This is a genomic window from Streptomyces stelliscabiei (genome assembly GCF_014873495.1).
GTDB lineage: Bacteria > Actinomycetota > Actinomycetes > Streptomycetales > Streptomycetaceae > Streptomyces > Streptomyces bottropensis.
Genome location: NZ_JADBGF010000001.1, coordinates 380,622 through 399,377, shown reverse-complemented (window position 1 = coordinate 399,377; position 18,756 = coordinate 380,622). Strand labels below are relative to the sequence as shown.

Here is an 18,756-nt window from a genome sequence, read left to right as displayed (position 1 = left end):
CGGTGAGAGTCGCATGTCCGGTGCGGAGGGCGGGCCGGGGAAACGGGCTGGTCACAAGGCCAGTACCGCGCCCCGGTCCGACCCCTACTCTGCCGCCGGGCCGTCGCAGCGGCCGGGTAGAAGCTGAGGGCAGTCCGAGCCGGGGAACGCCGGTGAGGACGGAAAGCAGCCCTGACAACGCCGGGACGGCGCGGTACTGCCAGACGCGTCGGGTTCGGCAAGCAAGGCCAGAAGGCGTACGAAGAGGAACCCGTGTAAAGCCCCGTAAGTCTTGCACCGGGCTCAAATCTGGCGGATATGGGCCCGGGGTGCAGTGCGTGACCGCTCGCTTCGGCAGGGGTGGTCAACTCCGTAGCCGGTCTCCAACTGCCGGTGGGGAGACCACGCTGAAGGTCTGCGGCGTAGGCGTGGTGATGCTGCCGGGGTAGTAGCGGGACGCCGACCTGGCCGATCGGCACATGATGAACGTGGGAACCGCCTGCGGTCGCCCCCGCTTTCCCGGCATCCGGTCCGGAGAGCGAGGGCAGGCCCGTTGCCGGCTGAGGTCCGCAGGTGGGGCGGAGGCCCCCTAGTAGTCCGAGCGGAGGAAAGCTCCGTGCATGGCGAAGGGGGCCAGCAAGTCGGCAGGGAGGATGCTGCAATGCCGGGAGGCCGCTGGTGAATACCGACGCGCTGGAGTTCGCGCTGCTCAAGGCCGAGCGCCGGGTACTGGAGATGCAGACCAAGCTGCACTGTTGGGCGACCGGCGATCGTGATCCCAACGGGACCACGATCGCAGCGGCCGCCTGAGGGGGCTTGTGGAGAGCCGGATGCCTGGAGATCGGGCACGTCTGGTTCGGGAGGCGGGCCGGGGAAACCCACCGACGGTAACGTCGGCAGGGCGCCCCGGTCCGACCTCACCAGCTGGCCGAACGGGTCGGCCACTCCACCCCTGACGGCCTGCAGCACCTCCTCGCCGGATCGAAGTGGGAGCCCGATGACATCCGCGACGACCTGCAGGAACACGCCGCCGCCAAGCTCGGCGAAGCCGACGGTGTCCTGATCATCGATGACACCGGGTTCATCAAGAAGGGCACCACCTCCGCCGGGGTTCAGCGCCAGTACTCCGGCACCGCCCTCCGCACCGAGAACTGCCAGATCGGCGTCTTCGCCGCCTACGCCTCCGCCTACGCCTCCGCCTGCGGCCGGGCCCTGGTCGACCGTGAGCTGGGAGGCACCGCGGAGCTCGGACCGCTCAGCGGAAGGCCGGATGCCCGGTGTGAAACCGCACAAGAGGCGCTCGGCGCAATGACCGTCGACATCGTTCGGGAAGCGACCATGGACAACAACCATCCGATGCAGCCCACGGACCGGGAGCGACGAGGGCGATCCGGGATGCTGGGCCGCCACTTCCCCCGGAGCGGTACCGAGCCGATCACCGCACAGAGCGCACTCAGGCTGCGTCTGGTCCTGTCGGGCCTGTTCCTGCCGGCGTTCTGCGCGGAGGCGGCGTACTCGCCCTGTGGGCTGCGGACACCAGCCCCGAAGACAGCCCGGGGCGTGGTCTCCTCGTCACTCGTTAGAGGGCCGGGCTGGTCATGGCCCCGCGGTGGGCGAGGCCGGAAGGGGCGCAGTGCCTGGAGTGTTATCGGAAGGCTGAGACCGCAAGCCTCCGGTGCTCGGAGTGGGCGTGACCTGCTCCTCATCCGCCGTGGAGTGGTTCGTCCACCACAACACGGCCACCAGGCCAACGGCGCACCCGCCACCGACGCACAGCACCGGCGGGCGTCGCGGGGAGCGCGCCAGGCGCAGACCCAGCCAACCGACGCATGCCCCTGTGAAGACCGCGATCGTCGGGGTGAGGTCGCCGTTCCTGTAGGTGATCAGCAAGGCGTCGTAATTCGTGGACAACGCCAAGAGCGTCGCGTAGAGCGCTGCGATGACCGCGCACGCTCTTTCCAGCAGGCAACGCGCGTCGGTTTCCGCTCATGCCGTTCTCCCCTCCTCTGGCCGACCGTAGCGGCCGTCAGTCGCCTTCGGCGGGCGGGACGTCGACGTCGAGCAGGTCTGCCGCTCGGCGCAGGACGTCCAGGATCTCCTGGCGGGCCGCAGGGCGTGAGGCGAACACCCGGGGGCTTGGGTGCCAGGTCGTCAGCGTGTGGACCGCCGGCGCGTATCGCTCCTGGTAGGCCGCCCAGCCGGCCTGGGCCTTGCGGCCCATCGGTACCACCACCTCCAGCTTGGGCAACATGGAGATCACCTCGTGCAGAAAGGGTGCCGCGCGTTGTATCTCCGTCCTTCCGGGGGCGGCGATGCGGTCCGCGGTGCCCAGGTACCAGGGCACGATGTTCCAGTGCAGGGACTCCCGGTACGGCAGACCGGCCTCGGCGCGCAGCGTCCAGCAGTTCTGTGCCGTCGGGTCGTCGTTGTCGATGGAGATGATGCCGCTGCCGGTGCGTCTCAGGGGAGCTTCGGCTCCCATGGACTTCTGGCCGGGTGCCTCAAGGAGAAAGAGGCTACGGGCCTCGGTGCCGCCGGCAGCGGGGTCGAACCACGGCACGGACTCGGCGTCGCCGAGCCGTTCGCGCAGTCTCTCCACCCAGTCGTTCAAGGGGCTTACCGCGGGTTCCGTCCTGACAGCGAGCAGCCGGGCGCTCAGCGCATCGGGATCCCGCAGAGTGCGAGGGGCCGTGGTGTGAAAACGCTCGTGTGACGTCATGGGCCGCAGTGTGTCAGGCCCCTCTGACAACAACGGCCACGGCCGCAGCCGTACAACGGCCCTTCCTCCTGCCGAGTTCGTAGCCCTCGTCCTTCCCTCTGCCGACGCGGAGAACGACTCCGCAAGCCACCGGCACACCATAAGTCACATCTTCATCACGGCAGTTTTGCGAACAGTGGCATTAGGCAAAGGTTGATGCATCGAATAGTCAACTTCGAGCGGCGGAAGCCGGGGCGGGATGTGGCTGTGAGACGGGGGATACGTGTCAGAGGCGTGCGTGGAAGACGGGGAAGACAGGGGCGGGGCCTGGTTCCCGGTGTGACCGGGGCCGTGGTGCTGGCGCTGCTGGCCACGTTGGGTCCGTTGCCGGGGACGGCGGTGGCCGATGAGGCGGAACCCGCGTTGTCGGAGGGGCAGAAGGCCCTCACCGAGGCCAGGGAGTCGGGTCAGCGCGTCGAGGTGGTCGGTGAGCGGACGGAGCGTACGACCGTGTACGCCAACCCCGACGGTTTCACCTTCACGTTGGAGGAGTCGGCGGTTCCGGTGCGGGTGCCCGGCCCTGACGGGGGTTGGCTCACGCCGGATGCCACGCTGGAGGTTCGTGGCGACGGGACTGTGGCGCCCAAGGCTGCCGCGGTGGAGATGGAGTTCTCCGGAGGTGGGACCTCCGATCCGCTGGTGAAGATATCCGACCGAGGACGGTCTCTGGGGCTGAGCTGGCCGGGCAAGCTTCCCGAGCCCGAGTTGGACGGCGCCGACGCGGTGTATCCGGAGGTGCTGCCGGGCGTGGACCTCAAGGTCACGGCGTCGACGGAGGGGTTCCGGCACGTTCTGGTGGTCAAGTCGCCCGAGGCCGCTGCCTCGGAGGACCTCGAGAGGATCGACTACGCGCTGAGGACGACCGCTCTGGACGTCGTGAAGGGCAGGACCGGCAACCTCACCGCGGTCGACGACGACGGCAACCGGGTGTTCCGTGCGCCGCGCGCGCAGATGTGGGACTCGGCCGGAGCGGACGCCGTCGATGCCGCAGCGGGAACTCGACCCACGTCCGCGCGGACAGCCGCCCTGGACACCGGGGAAACTGGCAACACCACGGGCGCTACGGGCACTACGGACGCCGCCGGCCCCGAGGCATCACAGGGCTCGGACCCGGCCGAGGCCGGCGCCTCGGCCTCCAACGACTCCGAACCCCGCGCCGGCGACAAGGTCGCCACGATGGACGTGAAGCTCTCCGACGACACGCTGACGGTGATCCCCGACAGCGGCATGCTCACCGGCACGAAGGAGTCGGCCTTCCCGCTGTTCATCGACCCCACGGTGACCTGGGGCGAGTCCGAGCGCACCCTGCTGCGCAGCGACGGCTACGAGTCGTACGGCTGGGGCAACGGCGACGACGGCCTGGGCAAGGGCGCGGGCAAGTGCGGTACCTGGAGCAACTACTACTGCGGACCGGGATATGTGCAGCGGCTCTACTTCGAGTTCTCGCCGGCCAGCCTGAAGGGCAAGCACGTCCTGGACGCCACGTTCCGGGTGACGGAGCCGTGGGCGTTCCAGTGCGATCCGCGCTGGGTGGATCTGGTGCGCACGAACAACATCTCGTCCTCCACTACTTGGTCCTCGCGGCCCAAGGCGCTGGATCTGATGGGCGATCGGCACGTCTCGGCGGGCCGCGGCTCGCTGTGCGATCCGGACTCCCCTGACGCGCCCATCGAGTTCAACGACAACCCCGAGGAGACGAACGAGAACCTGACGCCCACGGTGCGGAGTTTCGCGGCGGGCAAGTTCTCGCGGCTCACACTGGAGATCCGGGCGCACGACGAGAGCGACACCAGCGCCTGGAAGCGGTTCAAGAACGATGCCGTGCTGGCGGTCGACTTCGTGGGCCTGCCCGCCAAGCCCACCGGCATCGGCCTGGTGACCGGATCGGGCACGGTGTGCGAGACGGCCGAGTCGGACCCGGCGATCGTCTCCGACCCCACCCCGGCTCTGACCGCGACGGCGCAGACCGCGGCCGGTGGTGAGAAGGACGCGCAGCTCCGTGTCTTCTACGACCTCGACCACAAGAACAGCGACAGCACCTGGTCGGACACCACGGCCGGAAACGGCGAGCTCGGCCCGTCCAGCGGGTATGTCGGCGACGGCGTGAAGCTGACCAAGTCCTGGTCCACGTTGACCGAAGGGAAGCTGTACCGGTACCGGGCGTGGGTGCGCTCGTACTACAACAGCGGCGGCAGCTACCTCGCAGGGCCCTCCAACGCCTCGACGACTGGCTGGTGCTACTTCAAGGTCGACCCGACCGCTCCCAAGGCCCCGAAGATCACAGTCGGCAGTCCCTACTCCGGCTGTACCGACACGGCATGTCCGGCGGGTGGTGGTCCCGGCCAGAAGGGAACCTTCACCTTCGGTCCGGCCACCGGTGACTCGAACGTCGCCTACCAGTACAAGCTCTCCACCGCGGCGGCCTGGTCCTCCCCGATCAACGGAGCGACCGTGGCGAAGGACATCACGCCCGACCGCTCCGGCACGTACAGCGTGTACGTGCGGGCGAAGGACTCGGTGGGTCGCTGGGGCGCGCAGAACGTGGTGGACTTCCTCGTGGCCGCCGGCGAAGGACCGGTGGGCCGCTGGCACTTCGACGAGCCGGACGGTACCGCGGTGGACTCCGCGACCGCCGACGGCGCCGACAACGCGACGCTGGCCGGGGGCGCGGTGCGCGACGACCGCGGCCGGCGTGGGCTGGTCACGCACGACGCCGAAGGCCAGCCTCTGGCGGAGGCGGTCACCGACAAGGGGCTGTCGCTGAACGGCACCACCGCCTACGCGGAGACCAGTGCGCCGGTGCTGGAGACCCGGTCCGCCTACACGGTCTCCGCCTGGGCGCGGCTGGACGAGGGCGGCAAGAACGCCTCCGTGCTCGCACAGCCCGGGGGACAGGGCAACACGTTCGTCCTCTGGTACCTCGCCGATGTGAAGCAGTGGTTCTTCGGCGTACTTGACCAGGACGGCTCCACGCTCCGAGGGAAGTACTCCGTCTACGCGGCCCAGACGGGGGTGTGGACCCACCTTGCCGGTAGCTACGACCCGGCCACGGAGGAGCTGATCTTCTACGTGGACGGCCGTCGGCAGAGCCAGCCCCTGGCGACCGGCGCGGGCTCCTGGGAGTCCACCGGAGGGCTGCAGTTCGGCCGTTACAAGTTTCCGAGCGGCAGCAGCACGTACCACTTCCCCGGCTCGATCGACGAAGTCGCGGTCTGGCAACGCGTCCTGACGCACGAGGAGGTCGCGGACGAGACGAAGCTGTTGGTCTCGGAAAACTTCGCCGGCGTCGAGTTGGTGGCCGACTGGAACGCGGCGAGGGGAAGCGGAACGACGGTGGCGGACACCACGTCCGGCTACGGCAGGAGTCTGACCCTGACCGGCGGCGCCTCCCTCGCGGACGAGGCCATAGTTCTGGACGGAGTGGACGACGCGGCCACGGCCCCGGGCCCGCTGGTCTACGACCACGCACCCTTCACCGTGTCCACGCTCGTCGAACTGAACTCCGCGAAACTGGTGAGCAAGGACGTCGGATACACCGGCCAGGTCCTGGGCCAGCGAACGGCGGACGGCTCGGCCTGGGGTCTCTGGTACGAGCTGACCGGCAAGGACACCGTGCTCGACGAGGAGACACTGGAGGAGGTCACGAAGCCGGTCGGCGTCTGGCACTTCGGTCGTCTGAACGCGGACGGCACCTTCTCCTCCGTGGTCTCCGACGAAGTGGCCGCCCTGGACAGTCCGGTGCGGCTGACCGGCATCTACGACTCGGTGTACGGCACGATCAGCCTCTATCTGGGCTATGGACAGAACGGTGACGCGAAGGCGTTCACCGTCCAGCTGGGCAGCGGGGACTTCGCCATCGGCAAGGGCTTCACCAACGGAGCCTGGAAGCACTATCTACCCGCTCGCGTCTCTGAAGTCCGCCTGTGGGCGGGGGCGATGGCGAGCCCGGAGCAGGTCGAAGTCCGCGTAGGCGACTGATCTGATCCACGCGGACCGATCCGCGCGCAAGGAGTGGTGCGGCGCCCAACGGCGGCGTCGCACCACCCGACCAGCACATGACCTGTCACCCGGCACAGCACCGGTCACTGGCATGTCACTTGTCAGCTATCACGGCTCGGAACAACGGGGTGGTCCAACAACCATGACTTTTGGCATAGGCACATCAGAAAGAGTGCGGGGCGGGAGAAGACGTCGCGTCGGAGCGATCGTCGCGGCCCTGGCCCTCGCGCTCGTCGTCCCGACCGGCCTCACCCCGGTCGCGCAGGCCGCCGACAAGGGCCTCGGCCGGCCGGATGTCCCCGAGCAACAGGCGAGCAAGGTCAGGCAGGTCGACGGGCCCGGCGCCAAGAAGGCCCGCGCCAAGGTCGCCAAGGAGAAGAAGGCCGACGCCGAACGCGCCCGGCGGGCCCGCGCCGAACAGCAGTCAGCCTGGCCGCAGCAGGGTGACGTGGTCCTCGATCTGGACACCGGCAAGAGCGCACAGGCGAAGCCGGGCGGCCTCCCTGTCACCCTCGCACCGGCCGACGGTAAGCAGGGTGTCGAGGACGGCACCACGGCCCGGATCACCGTGCTCGGCCAGAAGGCAGCCCAGCAGGCCGGGATCACCGGCGTCCTGCTGACCGCCGAGGCCGACCATGCCGGACGGGCCGAGATCGCCGTCGACTACAGCGGCTTCGCCTCGGCCGTCGGCGGCGGCTGGTCCTCCAGACTGCGCCTTGTACGCCTGCCTGCCTGTGTGCTCGACACACCCGAGAAGGCGGCGTGCCGCACTGCCACCCCCATCGCGTCCGACAACGACGTCGCGGACCGCACCGTCACCGCCTCCGTTCCGCTGACCGCCACCGGCGAGGGCTTCTCGACGCAACTGGCCCGTGCCGCGGCGACTGCTGACGCCATGGTGTTCGCGGTGACCGCGGCCGACCCCGGCGCCGGCGAGTCCCCCTCGGGCGCCGGTGACTACTCGGCCACGGAACTGTCGGAGTCCTCCTCCTGGACGGCGGGCGACAACTCCGGTTCTTTCACGTGGAACCACGACTTCAACGTGCCGTCCGCGGCGGCCGGTCCGGAGCCGGAACTGTCTCTGTCGTACGACTCGGGCAGTGTCGACGGCCGCATCGCCACCACCAACAACCAGGGCAGCGCGGTCGGTGAGGGCTTCGGTCTGAGCGAGTCCTACATCGAGCGAGGCTACGGCTCCTGCGACGACGACGGCCACGAGGATGTCTTCGACCACTGCTGGAAGTACGACAACGCCCAGCTGGTCCTCAACGGCAAGTCCACGCGGCTGGTGAAGGTGTCCGGCACCTGGGAGAGCACCTGGCGGCTGGAGAACGACGACGCCTCGATCGTGACCCGGTCCACCGACGCGGACAACGGCGACGACAACGGCGAGCACTGGACGGTCACCACCGGCGACGGCACCAAGTACGTCTTCGGCCTGAACAAGCTCGCCGGCGCCGCCGACCAGCGCACCAACTCCACCTGGACCGTGCCCGTCTTCGGCGACGACTCCGGCGACCCCGGCTACGGCAACGGCGACGCCTTCGCCGACCGCGCCGTGACCCAGGCATGGCGCTGGAACCTGGACTACGTCGAGGACACCCAGGGCAACGCCTCCACGTACTGGTATGCCAAGGAGACCAACCACTACAAGAAGAACAAGGCCACCACCGCCAATGCCTCCTACACGCGCGGCGGTTACCTCAAGGAGATCAAGTACGGCCTGCGCAAGGGCGCGCTGTTCACCGACGACGCCGACGCCAAGGTCACCTTCTCCCACGCCGAGCGGTGCACCGCATCGGACTGCTCCTCGCTGACCAAGGACACTGCCAAGAACTGGCCCGACGTCCCCTTCGACGCCCTCTGCACCGACGGAGACGACGACTGCCTGGCCAACGGCCCCTCGTTCTTCTCCCGCAAGCGCCTGACCGGCATCGACACCTTCTCGTGGGACGCTGCCGCCGGGGCCTACGATCCAGTCGACTCCTGGGACCTCACGCAGAAGTACCTCGACGGCGGGGACATCGGTGACACCTCCGACCATGTCCTGACCCTGAAGTCGATCAAGCGGACAGGCAAGGCCGGCGACACAGCCATCGCCCTCAACCCGATCTCGTTCACCTACCAGTGGCGGGAGAACCGGGTCGACGGCACCGACGACATCCTTCCCCTGACCCGGCCCCGTATCTCCACGGTCACCTCGGAGACCGGCTCGATCACCACCGTCACGCTGTCCTCGCCGGAGTGCGTGCGCAGTGAGGTCCTGGGCGCGGCCGAAGACACCAACACCCGCTCCTGCTACCCGAAGTACTGGAACATCAACGGGGCCAGTGAGGCGTCGGTGGACTGGTTCCACAAGTACCGGGTCGAGGCCGTCGTCGTATCGGACCCGGCGGGCCACAACGACGCCGTCGAGTACGCCTACGACTACAGCGGCGCCGCCTGGCACCACACCGACGACCCCTTCACCCCGAAGGCCGAGCGCACCTGGTCCGGCTGGCGCGGCTACCGCCAGGTCACCGTCCACACGGGTGCCGTGGAGACGACCCGCTCCAAGACGGTCTCGCTCTACTTCCAGGGCATGCACGGCGACAAGAAGAAGGACGGCACCACCCGCTCCGTCTCACTCGCCCCGCTGTCCTCTCCGTCGATCGGCGTGGCGAGCGTCACCGACAGCGACCAGTACTCCGGCATGCGGCGCGAACACGTCACCTACGACGGCTCGACCCCCATCACCGTCGAGGTCAACGACCCGTGGTCGAAGGAGACCGCGCGCCAGAGCGCGCCCTCCGACGCCGCCGACCACGTGGCCCGTTTCGTCCGTATGGGGAAGTCCACCACCCATGCGTATCTGACCGCGGCGAAGACCTGGCGCGCCCGCGCGCTCACCACCACCTACGACGACCACGGCATGCCGGTGACGGTCGACGACTCGGGTGAGGTCGGCAAGGGGGGCGACCAGACCTGCACCCGCACCTGGTACGCCCGCAACGCCGACGCCGGCATCAGCGACCTCGTCTCCCGCAGCCGTACCGTCGGCCAGTCCTGCTCGGTGGCGGACACGAGCCTGAACCTGCCGGCGAACTCCAGGACGCGCGGCGATGTGCTGTCCGACACCGCCACCGTCTACGACAACCCCTCGGCCACCGCATGGTCCGCGACCCAGACCCCCACCAAGGGGGCGGCTACCTGGACCGGCCGCGCCACGGGGTACGGAACCATGGCGGGTGCGGACGGGCTGCGCGCGGCCTCGGGCTGGCAGAGGATCACGGCCACCACGTACGACACCCTCGGCCGCCCCGTCGGCGTCACCGACGCCGCCGGAGAGACCACCAACACCGCCTACACCCCGGTCTCCGCGGGCCCCCTGACGAAGACGATCGTCACCAACCCCATGACCCACAAGGTCACCAGCTTCCTGGACCACCGGCACGGCCAGCCTCTGCGGGTGTACGACGCAAACCTGAAGAAGACCGAGACCACCTACGACGCCCTCGGCCGACTGACGGCGGTCTGGGAACCCAACCGGAACAAGGCCGCCGGCTACAGCGCGAACACCACGTTCAAGTACCGGATCAGCAGCAGTGAACCGTCCTGGGTGTCCACTTCGAAGCTGAAGAAGGACGGCGAGACGTACAACACGGGCTACGAGCTGTACGACTCGATGATGCGCCCGCTGCAGACCCAGACCCCCACCCCGCTCGGCGGCCGGGTGCTCACCGACACCCGCTACGACACCCGCGGCCTGGCCCATGAGACGTACGAGGACATCTTCGACAGCACCACGACCCCCGACGGCACCTACACGCGCGAGGAGTACGGCGAGGCACCCCGGCAGATCGAGACGGCCTACGACGGCGCGGAGCGGATCACGACCAGCACCCTCCACTCGTACGGGGTGAAGAAGTGGTCGACCACCACCAGTTACACCGGTGACTCCACCGCCACCACCGCCGTCCAGGGCGGCTCGTCGACCCGCACCATCGTCGACGCCCGCGAACGGACCGTCGAGACCCGCGAGTACGCGGGCGCCAGCCCGGCCGACCCGCAGTTCGGCGGCGGCTCGGGCACCGCCTCGTACACCTCCACCACGTTCCAGTACACACTCGACGACCAACAGTCCCAGGTCACCGGCCCCGACGGCGCCACATGGTCGTACGGCTACGACCTGTTCGGCCGCAAGACCAGCGCCGACGACCCGGACAAGGGTCTGACCGAGCTGGAGTACGACAGTCTCGACCGGCTCATCAGCACCACCGACTCCTTCGGCCGCGCCGTCCTCTCCGGATACGACGCGATCGGCCGGGTCACCGGCACCTGGACCGGTTCGAAGACCGACGCGAACCAACTGACCGCCCTTACCTACGACTCCTTGCTCAAGGGCCTGCCCGACGCGAGCACCCGCTACGTCGGCGGCAAGACCGGCAAGGCGTACACGAGGACCGTCACCGCCTACGACAGCCTGTCCCGGCCCACCGCCACCGAGCTGTCCCTGCCGGGCTCCGACCCGCTCGTCGCGGCGGGCGCACCGGCCACCCTCGAATTCGAGAACAACTACAACATCGACGGCACGCTGCAGAACAGCAAGGAGCCCGCGCTCGGCGGACTGCCCTCCGAGATCGTCGACTACGGCTACACCGGCACAGGCCAGGTCAGCTCCATAGGAGGCAGCACCGGCTACCTCCTGCACGCCGACTACTCCGCCCTCGGACAGGCCCGGCAGCTCGTGATCGGCACCGCGAACACCGAGGAACACAAGAAGGCGTACGTCACCAACACCTGGGAGGAGGGGACCGGGCGGCTCCTGGGCAGCCATGTCACGGACCAGACCCACCCGTACAAGCTGCAGAACCTCGCCTACACCTACGATCAGGCGGGCAACGTCACCTCCGTCGCCGACACCAGCACGCTGGGCGGCACCGCACCGGCGGAGACCCAGTGCTTCGCCCACGACGGGCACCGGCGCCTGACCGAGGCATGGACACCCGCCTCGCAGAAGTGCTCCGACGCCCGCAGCGCGAGCAGCCTGGGCGGCCGGTCCGCGTACTGGACCAGCTACGGCTACAACGACGCCGGTCAGCGCGCCAGGGAGACCGAACACACCTCCACCGGCGACACCACCACGACCTACTGCTACGAGAAGGCGGACCAGCCCCATGCCCTGACCGGCACCAGCACGAAGGCCGACTGCACCGCCCCCGACCGGTCCTACGAGTTCGACAGCACCGGCAACACCACCAGCCGGCCGGACGGCACCGCCACCCAGGACCTCGACTGGTCCGACGAGGGCAGGCTGGCGACCCTGACCGAGAGCGGCAAGACGACCGACTATCTGTACGGGGCCGACGGCACGCTCCTGATCCGTTCCACGGAGGGCGGCGAGCGCGTCCTGTACGTGGGGGCCACCGAACTGCACCTGCGAGCGGACGGCAGCACGTGGGCCCAGCGCCACTACGGCTCGGGCAGCCTGACCGTCGCCGTCCGCTCCAACGAGAGCGGCGCCGACGAACTCAGCTACCTCGTCACCGACCAGCACGGCACGGCCACCCTCGCCATCGACGCCACGAACCAGGAGTTCTCCCGGCGCTACACGACCCCCTTCGGCGCACCGAGAGGCGACACCACCGGGGCCGCCTGGCCCGACGACAAGGGGTTCCTCGGCAAGACCACCGATACCGGCACCGGTCTCACCCATGTCGACGCCCGCCAGTACGACCCCGAGCTCGGCCAGTTCATCAGCGTCGACCCGCTTCTGCAGACCGGTGTGGGGCAGACCCTCAACGGCTACAGCTACGCCGTCCAGAATCCGTCGACCCTCGCCGACCCGTCCGGTCTCGGCGTGCCCGAGTGCAGGGAGCCGCAAAAGTACGGCATCACGTGCCGGGGCGGCATTCCGGTCAGTAGCGGCAAGAAGAAGACCACCAGCAGCGGTGGTGAGGGCCCCGTCCGGGCCTGCCGCTGCGGAGGACGGCCCACACTCGTCAAGGGCATGAAGCCCACCGGACTCGGCGGCATCCCGGGCCGCCGCAACATCACCCTGCCGTCGACACCGCCTCCCACGGGCTGGCTCAAGGTCGTACCTCCGCCCAACCCCGGCCCCAAGCCGAAGGCCGAGGCCAACAAGAACTGGTTCGAGAAGGCAACCGGCTGGCTGCCCTCCTGGGAGGACGTCAAGGACGGCTACGACTACGTCATGTCGTACAGCAGTACCTCGGGCCTGTGCGTGAGCGGCAGCGCGATGTTCGGTGCGGGAGCGGAGTACTCCGGATGCTTCATGCGGGTGGGCGACGAATATGCCTTCGCCTGGGTCGAGGAGGACCAATCGGGTGGGGAAGCCTCCATCGGTGTCACCGCCGGTCTGGTCTGGAGCAACGCGGACTCGATCGACCAGGTCAGAGGCGAGTCGGCAGGTATCGGCGGAAGCGCCGGCCCCTTCTCGCTGAGCCACCGCGGAACTTTCGGAACCAGGAACAGTCGCGGTGACATCGTCCACAGTGTGACGACATCTGCCGGCGCTTTCGGCGGCCTCGGCGGCAATTTCGGTGCCGGAAACACCAGGATTGCCAGTGCGGGGACAGTATTCGGGGAAGTGGGGGATTTCCTGAAGTTCTGGTAGAAACGTGCTGCCGCGCCGCTGTTGTAGACTGCGGCGCGGCAGTCTCAGTACATTTACTCACTTCGCACCGCTGGAGAGGCAATGCCGGGAAGCATGATATTTGCAGCTGGCCCCGAGGGGGCTATGGGCTTCCTTTATCTGGCGTGGAAGGGAGTTCTAGGAATTCTCGGATTCTGCATCGCCCTCAACATTCGCGACGCCGCCTATCGGATCTACGAGTTCTTCACCAGTCGCGGGCCATTCGCCCCCGGCCCAGGTTTCAGCCCGCTCGTCATCAGGATCGTCGGGGCACTCATAGGCGCCGTTTCGACCTGGTCGTTCGTGAGCGGTCTGACGTCATAGCGGTGCCGTGGTCAGGTCGGGTTGCCGCCTGGTGGAAGCGGTTCGGACGGCCTCCGGCTGGACCGACGTGAGCAGGCGTGGAGTGGCGCTTGGGTCAACCGGTGAGATTGAGGAAGGTGCCGAGATGCTCGGGTTGATCTTCGGAAGCGTTTTGATCGTCCTCGGCGCCTGTCTCATCGGGGACTTCGGGAGAGTCGCCAGTCGCCTCTACACCTTCTTCGCCGATTTCATGAGTCCTGGACGCGCTACTGCCGGGACCTTCCGGCTGGCGGGGATGTTTGCGGTCCTGGTGGGAGTTGGCTGGGGCGCGACTTCGTGCCCGCTCGGGTAGTGGCTCGGACAGTGGGGAGAGGAATGCCGCGACATTCTGCGGCGCGCCTCGCTTTAGGTCTGCGCTATGTGGTGGCCTTTCGGGAACGCCCGGCACCGCCGAATTCCCCGAACCGCCGTCTCCTGCGCTGCCCGGGCGCGCACGGTGACGCCGGGCCGCGGCCCTGCCAGGTGGGGTTCGCACAGGACGAGCAGTTGCTGCTGCATACCGACGGTGTCACCGAGGCGCGGGACGAGGACGGGCACTTCTAGCCGCTCGCCGAAAGCGCCGCTCTGCTCAAGGACCCTGACGCGCATGCCGCGCTCGTCGCGCTGCGCCGCGATGTGCAAGCGCGAGGGCACGGAAACGGTGCACTTCCCAGCCTGGGCTGCCGGCGGGCCGGTTCGCGATGTCCATGTGCGGCGCCCACGGCAGGTAGGTTTGGACGGCCGTACAGGTCCTGCTTGTGGCCGCCTACGCAGACAGCGGTGCGGACGGGGTCCTCTGCCGACGGAGACGACCCGCCGTGCTCAGGTGGACTGCGAGTTCGTGCCCGCCATGCCGGACAGCCTCGGCAGGGCGCGGCACGGAATCCCGGTTTCCGTTCGGGGGCGGCTCCGCCTTGCCGGTCACCTCAATAGGCATCCTGCCTGCGATGCGGGCCATGTGTCCGTGGCCGGCTGTATGGCGGCGTGCCTGACACTCGTTCATGTGTACACACACAAGCATGAGTTGTACGCTGCAAAGGTGAAGGGGGACAAGTATCACTTCGGTGATTACGAGCTGGACACGGCTCGGCACCAGCTCCGGCGGGCCGGCGAACCGGTCCACGTCGAGCCCCGGGCCCTGGACTTGCTGCGACATCTGGTCGAGCACCGTGACCGCGTGGTGCCGAAGAACGAGCTGCTCGACGAGGTGTGGGGGGACCGTTTCGTCAGCGAAGCCGCGCTTACCACGGCGCTGCGGACCGCGCGGCTGGCCGTGGATGACACCGGCAGCCGACAACAGGTGATCCGTACGGTGCACCGGCGGGGATACCAGTTTGTGGCTGCGGCGATGGTCATCGGGGCGGGGGCGCCACCCGACGACCCCGGCGGCGAGGCCGGTGTGCATCTGGCGGCGGCCGGAGGGCCGCTCGGCGCCGATCGTCAGACCATCCGGTTCTGCCGGGCCGGTGACGGGACGCGCATCGCCTATGCCGCCGTCGGCTCGGGCCCGCCCCTGCTCAAGGCGGCCAACTGGATGTCCCATCTCGACCTGGAGTGGACGACTCCGGTGTGGTCGCACTGGCTGAGAGGGCTCGCCCGCAACCGTCGGCTGATCCGCTACGACGAGCGCGGGTGCGGTCTCTCCGACTGGGTGGTGCCCGGCTTCACGTTCGAGGACTGGGTCGACGACCTGGAGACCGTGGTCGAAGCCGCGGGGCTCGACAGGTTCCCCCTGCTCGGGGTGTCGCAGGGCGGGGCGGTGGCGGTCGCTTATGCCGTACGCCATCCGGAGCGGGTCAGCCGGCTGATGCTCGCCGGGGCTTACGCCCGAGGGAGGCAGGTTCGGGCTCGAAGCGAGACCGAGGGTGCCGAGGCAGCCCTCGATCTGGATGTGGCCCGGGTGGGATGGATCCACCAGGACCCCAAATTCCTTCGGGTCTTCGCCTCTCAGTTCCTGCCCGACGGCACACCGGAGGACTGGGACGAGTTCACGACCTTCCAGCGACAGACGACCTCGCCCTCCAACGGGGTCCGTTTCCTAGAGGAGTTCGCCCGGATCGACGTGTCCGACATCGCCCACAGGGTGGCCTGTCCGACACTGATCCTCCACTCCCGGGACGACGAGCGGGTGCCGGTCTCGCAGGCCAATGAGCTGGCCGCTCTCATACCCGACAGCCGACTGGTCCTGCTCAAAAGCCGCAGTCACCTGCTCACCGCGTTCGAACCGGCCTGGGACGAGTTCCTGTCACACATCGACGCCTTCCTGACCGAGTGAGTCGCGTGGCCTCGTAATCCGGCAGCCGAAGTGCCGCCGGGCCGCTGACAGCACCCGACGGCCGTGACCGTGTCATCAGCGACTCGGGCCGACGAAGGCGGTCCTGGTGACCTGGCGCGCGGGGCGGGCCTGGGCTGCCCCAGAGCTGCTCGACCTGATTCCCCGGGCGGGCCCGCGCCGGCCCACATGCGGGCTGCTCGATCTCCGGCTGTCTGCTCCTGGACTCAAGGGCGCGGCTTGCAGCGCGCGAAGCGAACGTCCCGGCAGCCGCACCTACCCCGTTGGCGTTCGGTTCGCCGGACGTGGTGCTCACAGGCCTCCCGTCAATCCGGCTCGCTCATTGAGAGAGGCACCCTCAGTCCGTCCTCAGCCCACCCTCAGACGAGCCTCAGACCTCCACCAAGTCTTGGCTCCCGGTGAACGCGATGCTTGAGCGGTGCTGGGCCAAGGAGCAGTGATGGGGCATTTCCGCCCGGCACTCACCGCAGACACGGAAAAACACACGAGAGAAGGACAGAAGATGCGAATCGACAACACCAGGACGTCCGGCCGGGCCCGGACTCGCCGGGGGCTGGCGCTGCTGATCGCGACGGGGGCCGGGCTGGGCTCCCTGCTGCTGGGAACGCTTCCGGCGCAGGCCAACGACACCACCAAGACGGTGGCGGCGGACGGCCAGTCGATCACGTTCGCCACGAGCGACAGCAGCCGGGGCGTCAGCGGCAGTGTCACCTTCGTGGTCAAGTCGGACGGCAACTGGTCGATCGCGGGAAGCGGGCGCAACTCGCACCTGCTCGTCCGCACCTTCCACTGGACCTGTGACCTGACGTGGGACGCGGCGAAGGTGACGCACTCGACTGGCAAGAAGGCCGTACCCGGCAAGAAGACCCGCAGTATCAGCTCGGCGGCGTTCGACCCCGCCGTCCAGGCGGACTTCACCGACATCGCCGCCCGGGGCAGGGCCGATTGCGACATCGTCATCGGCTAGCCGCACACCGTTCGCACAGCCCGCACGTCTGCCCGGCAAAACCATCGGCTTCCGTGAAGCCGTCCGCCTCACGGACGTCGGATCAGAACACCACGGTGGAACCCGGGCGCGTGATCACCCCAAGCTATGGCGACCTGCAGGTCGCCTACACCACGCGGTGGCGCGTGAACCAGTTCACACGTGACCATTCACGTCATCGAGATCGAGCAATAGACGCCCTCTGACGGGCGGCAGGGGCCCACCGGCCGATGTAGCGCCGGTGGGCCCCTGCCCGTAGTTCATCTCCATCCGGAGCTGCCGCGATGGAACCGGACTGGCCGCGGCGGCACCGGTGTGTCTTGCGGGAGCCTCGCCTCCTCGCCCCGGCGGCATGGCCACGGACTGTGTGCGACCGAGGCACCCCCCGGCGTTGCGGACCGCCTCCGGACGCGGTCGCCGCACCGCGGCGCGCTCCCGTCGCTGCGGGCGTTCCGTCCGCCGGGCTACTCGGAGAGGAAACTGTAGAGGTGGGTGAGAAAGGTGGGCCAGGCCGAGTCGTCGGCGGTGAACAGGTGGTTGCGGCTGTCGAGCAGGACCAGCCGGCTGTCGGGGATGAGCGTGGCCAGTTCCAGGGCCTGCGCGACGGGGACTCGCGCGTCGTCGCGGGCGTGGATGATCAGCGTGGGGCAGGTCACGTCGTGAGCGATGCCCGAGACGTCGATGCGGGTGAACTCCTCCAGGAAGCGCAGGCCGTTGGCGGGCGAAGTCGTCTGACGCTGGTAGGCCGCGAACGCGTCCCACTCCGCGGGAGTGGCGTCGGCGAGGAACTGGGAGGCGAAGTGGCGCAGGAAGCTGTTGTCCTTCGAACGCCATCCGGCGCGGGCGATGTTGAGGTCGACCTCGGCGGCATCGCGCTCGGCGTCGCTGCCCGCACGGATCTGCTGTCCTCGGGCGTAGGCGGAGGTGAGGATCAGATGGCTGACCCGCTCGGGGCGAAGAGCGGCGTAGGCGACCGCAACGGCGCTGCCCTGTGACACCCCGAGCAGGGGAAAGCGGTCGAGGCCGACGGAGTCGACCACGGCATCGAGGTCGGCGACCAGGTCGTCGAGGGTGAAGCTGCCCATGTCCCATGAGGAGAGGCCGCAACCGCGCTCGTCGTAGCGGATGAGCTGCCGGCCGCGGGTGAGACCGTCGAACCAGTGGGCCCACATCGGATTGGTCCGGTCGAGGTCGAGGTGGGTCAGCCAGTTGGCGGTCTTCACCAGGGGCGGGCCCTCGCCGGAGCGGGCGTAGGCGATGCGGGTGCCGTCGGCGGACCGGCAGAAGCGGATGACCTCGTGGTCCGCCTCCGCCCCTGCCGGGATGCCGGGGGCCGTGGCCGTGGCGACCGGAAGAGGGGAAGCCACCGTCGTCTGCGCGACGAACCGATAGCCGTGCGGGCTTACGGCGCGGATCACCTGCTGTCGTGTGTCGCTGTCACCGATGGCGATACGGGCCGCGTGCAGCGAGGTGGCGAGTGCGTCCTCGCTGACCGCGTGTCCGTGTCCCATCCTTTCGCGCAGCTCCGATTCGGGCACGACGCGGCCGCGGTGCTCGACCAGGTGGCACAGAAGATCCAGAGCCTGGGGCTCGACGTCGACCCGCTGTCCCTCATGGCTGAGGCAACGGCGGTCCGCGTCCAACGCGTACTGCCCGAACCGGTAAACCGCGCTGTCCACACGGAAACTTTACAACGTCCGTGGAAACTTTCGGGAGTTGGATGTCCACCCTTGGCGCCCCAAGCGCCGGGCCCGCGAGCACCGACA

The 18,756-nt window shown here is 68.6% G+C and carries 8 protein-coding genes and 1 pseudogene; 6 read left to right on the top strand and 3 right to left on the bottom strand.

What is annotated here, in order from left to right; genetic code table 11:
• Positions 1-657 precede the first annotated feature (657 nt).
• Together H4687_RS47320 and H4687_RS01740 are read left to right on the top strand one after the other, a co-directional pair.
• Complete coding sequence (locus tag H4687_RS47320; protein ID WP_259408156.1) at positions 658-789, top strand: hypothetical protein; 132 nt, start codon at positions 658-660, stop codon at positions 787-789.
• 114 nt (positions 790-903) lie between these two features.
• A pseudogene (locus tag H4687_RS01740) lies at positions 904-1,209 on the top strand (transposase); the annotation flags it as partial.
• Between the two features lie 796 nt (positions 1,210-2,005).
• Here H4687_RS01740 and H4687_RS01735 read toward each other — a convergent pair.
• On the bottom strand, positions 2,006-2,590 hold the full coding sequence (locus H4687_RS01735; protein WP_050399669.1) for a uracil-DNA glycosylase: 585 nt from the start codon (positions 2,588-2,590) through the stop codon (positions 2,006-2,008).
• A 426-nt stretch (positions 2,591-3,016) separates the two neighbouring features.
• On the opposite strand from H4687_RS01735, the gene H4687_RS01730 reads away from it, so the two are divergent.
• Both H4687_RS01730 and H4687_RS01725 read left to right on the top strand, forming a co-directional pair.
• Complete coding sequence (locus H4687_RS01730; protein ID WP_037723455.1) at positions 3,017-6,715, top strand: LamG domain-containing protein; 3,699 nt, start codon at positions 3,017-3,019, stop codon at positions 6,713-6,715.
• A gap of 163 nt (positions 6,716-6,878) precedes the next feature.
• Positions 6,879-13,352, top strand: a complete 6,474-nt coding sequence (locus H4687_RS01725) for an RHS repeat domain-containing protein (protein ID WP_046916745.1) — start codon at positions 6,879-6,881, stop codon at positions 13,350-13,352.
• Positions 13,353-14,078: 726 nt separating this feature from the next.
• Here the strand turns inward: H4687_RS01725 and H4687_RS47925 are convergent.
• Positions 14,079-14,366 carry a hypothetical protein gene (locus H4687_RS47925; protein WP_037723451.1) on the bottom strand — a complete coding sequence of 96 codons (288 nt, stop codon included), beginning with the start codon at positions 14,364-14,366 and terminating at the stop codon, positions 14,079-14,081.
• 385 nt (positions 14,367-14,751) lie between these two features.
• On the opposite strand from H4687_RS47925, the gene H4687_RS01715 reads away from it, so the two are divergent.
• Together H4687_RS01715 and H4687_RS01710 are read left to right on the top strand one after the other, a co-directional pair.
• On the top strand, positions 14,752-15,987 hold the full coding sequence (locus tag H4687_RS01715; protein ID WP_050399667.1) for an alpha/beta fold hydrolase: 1,236 nt from the start codon (positions 14,752-14,754) through the stop codon (positions 15,985-15,987).
• Positions 15,988-16,507: 520 nt separating this feature from the next.
• Complete coding sequence (locus tag H4687_RS01710) at positions 16,508-16,972, top strand: hypothetical protein (protein WP_037723449.1); 465 nt, start codon at positions 16,508-16,510, stop codon at positions 16,970-16,972.
• 482 nt (positions 16,973-17,454) lie between these two features.
• Here H4687_RS01710 and H4687_RS01705 read toward each other — a convergent pair whose 3' ends face one another.
• Entirely contained in the window at positions 17,455-18,669 is a 1,215-nt protein-coding gene (locus H4687_RS01705; RefSeq protein WP_037723447.1) for an alpha/beta fold hydrolase, read from the bottom strand.
• Positions 18,670-18,756 lie beyond the last annotated feature (87 nt).

Coding starts and splice junctions, on each gene's coding strand:
- H4687_RS01710 (WP_037723449.1), top strand. CDS start 16,508: ATGCGAATCGACAACACCAGGACGTCCGGCCGGGCCCGGACTCGCCGG.
- H4687_RS01725 (WP_046916745.1), top strand. CDS start 6,879: ATGACTTTTGGCATAGGCACATCAGAAAGAGTGCGGGGCGGGAGAAGA.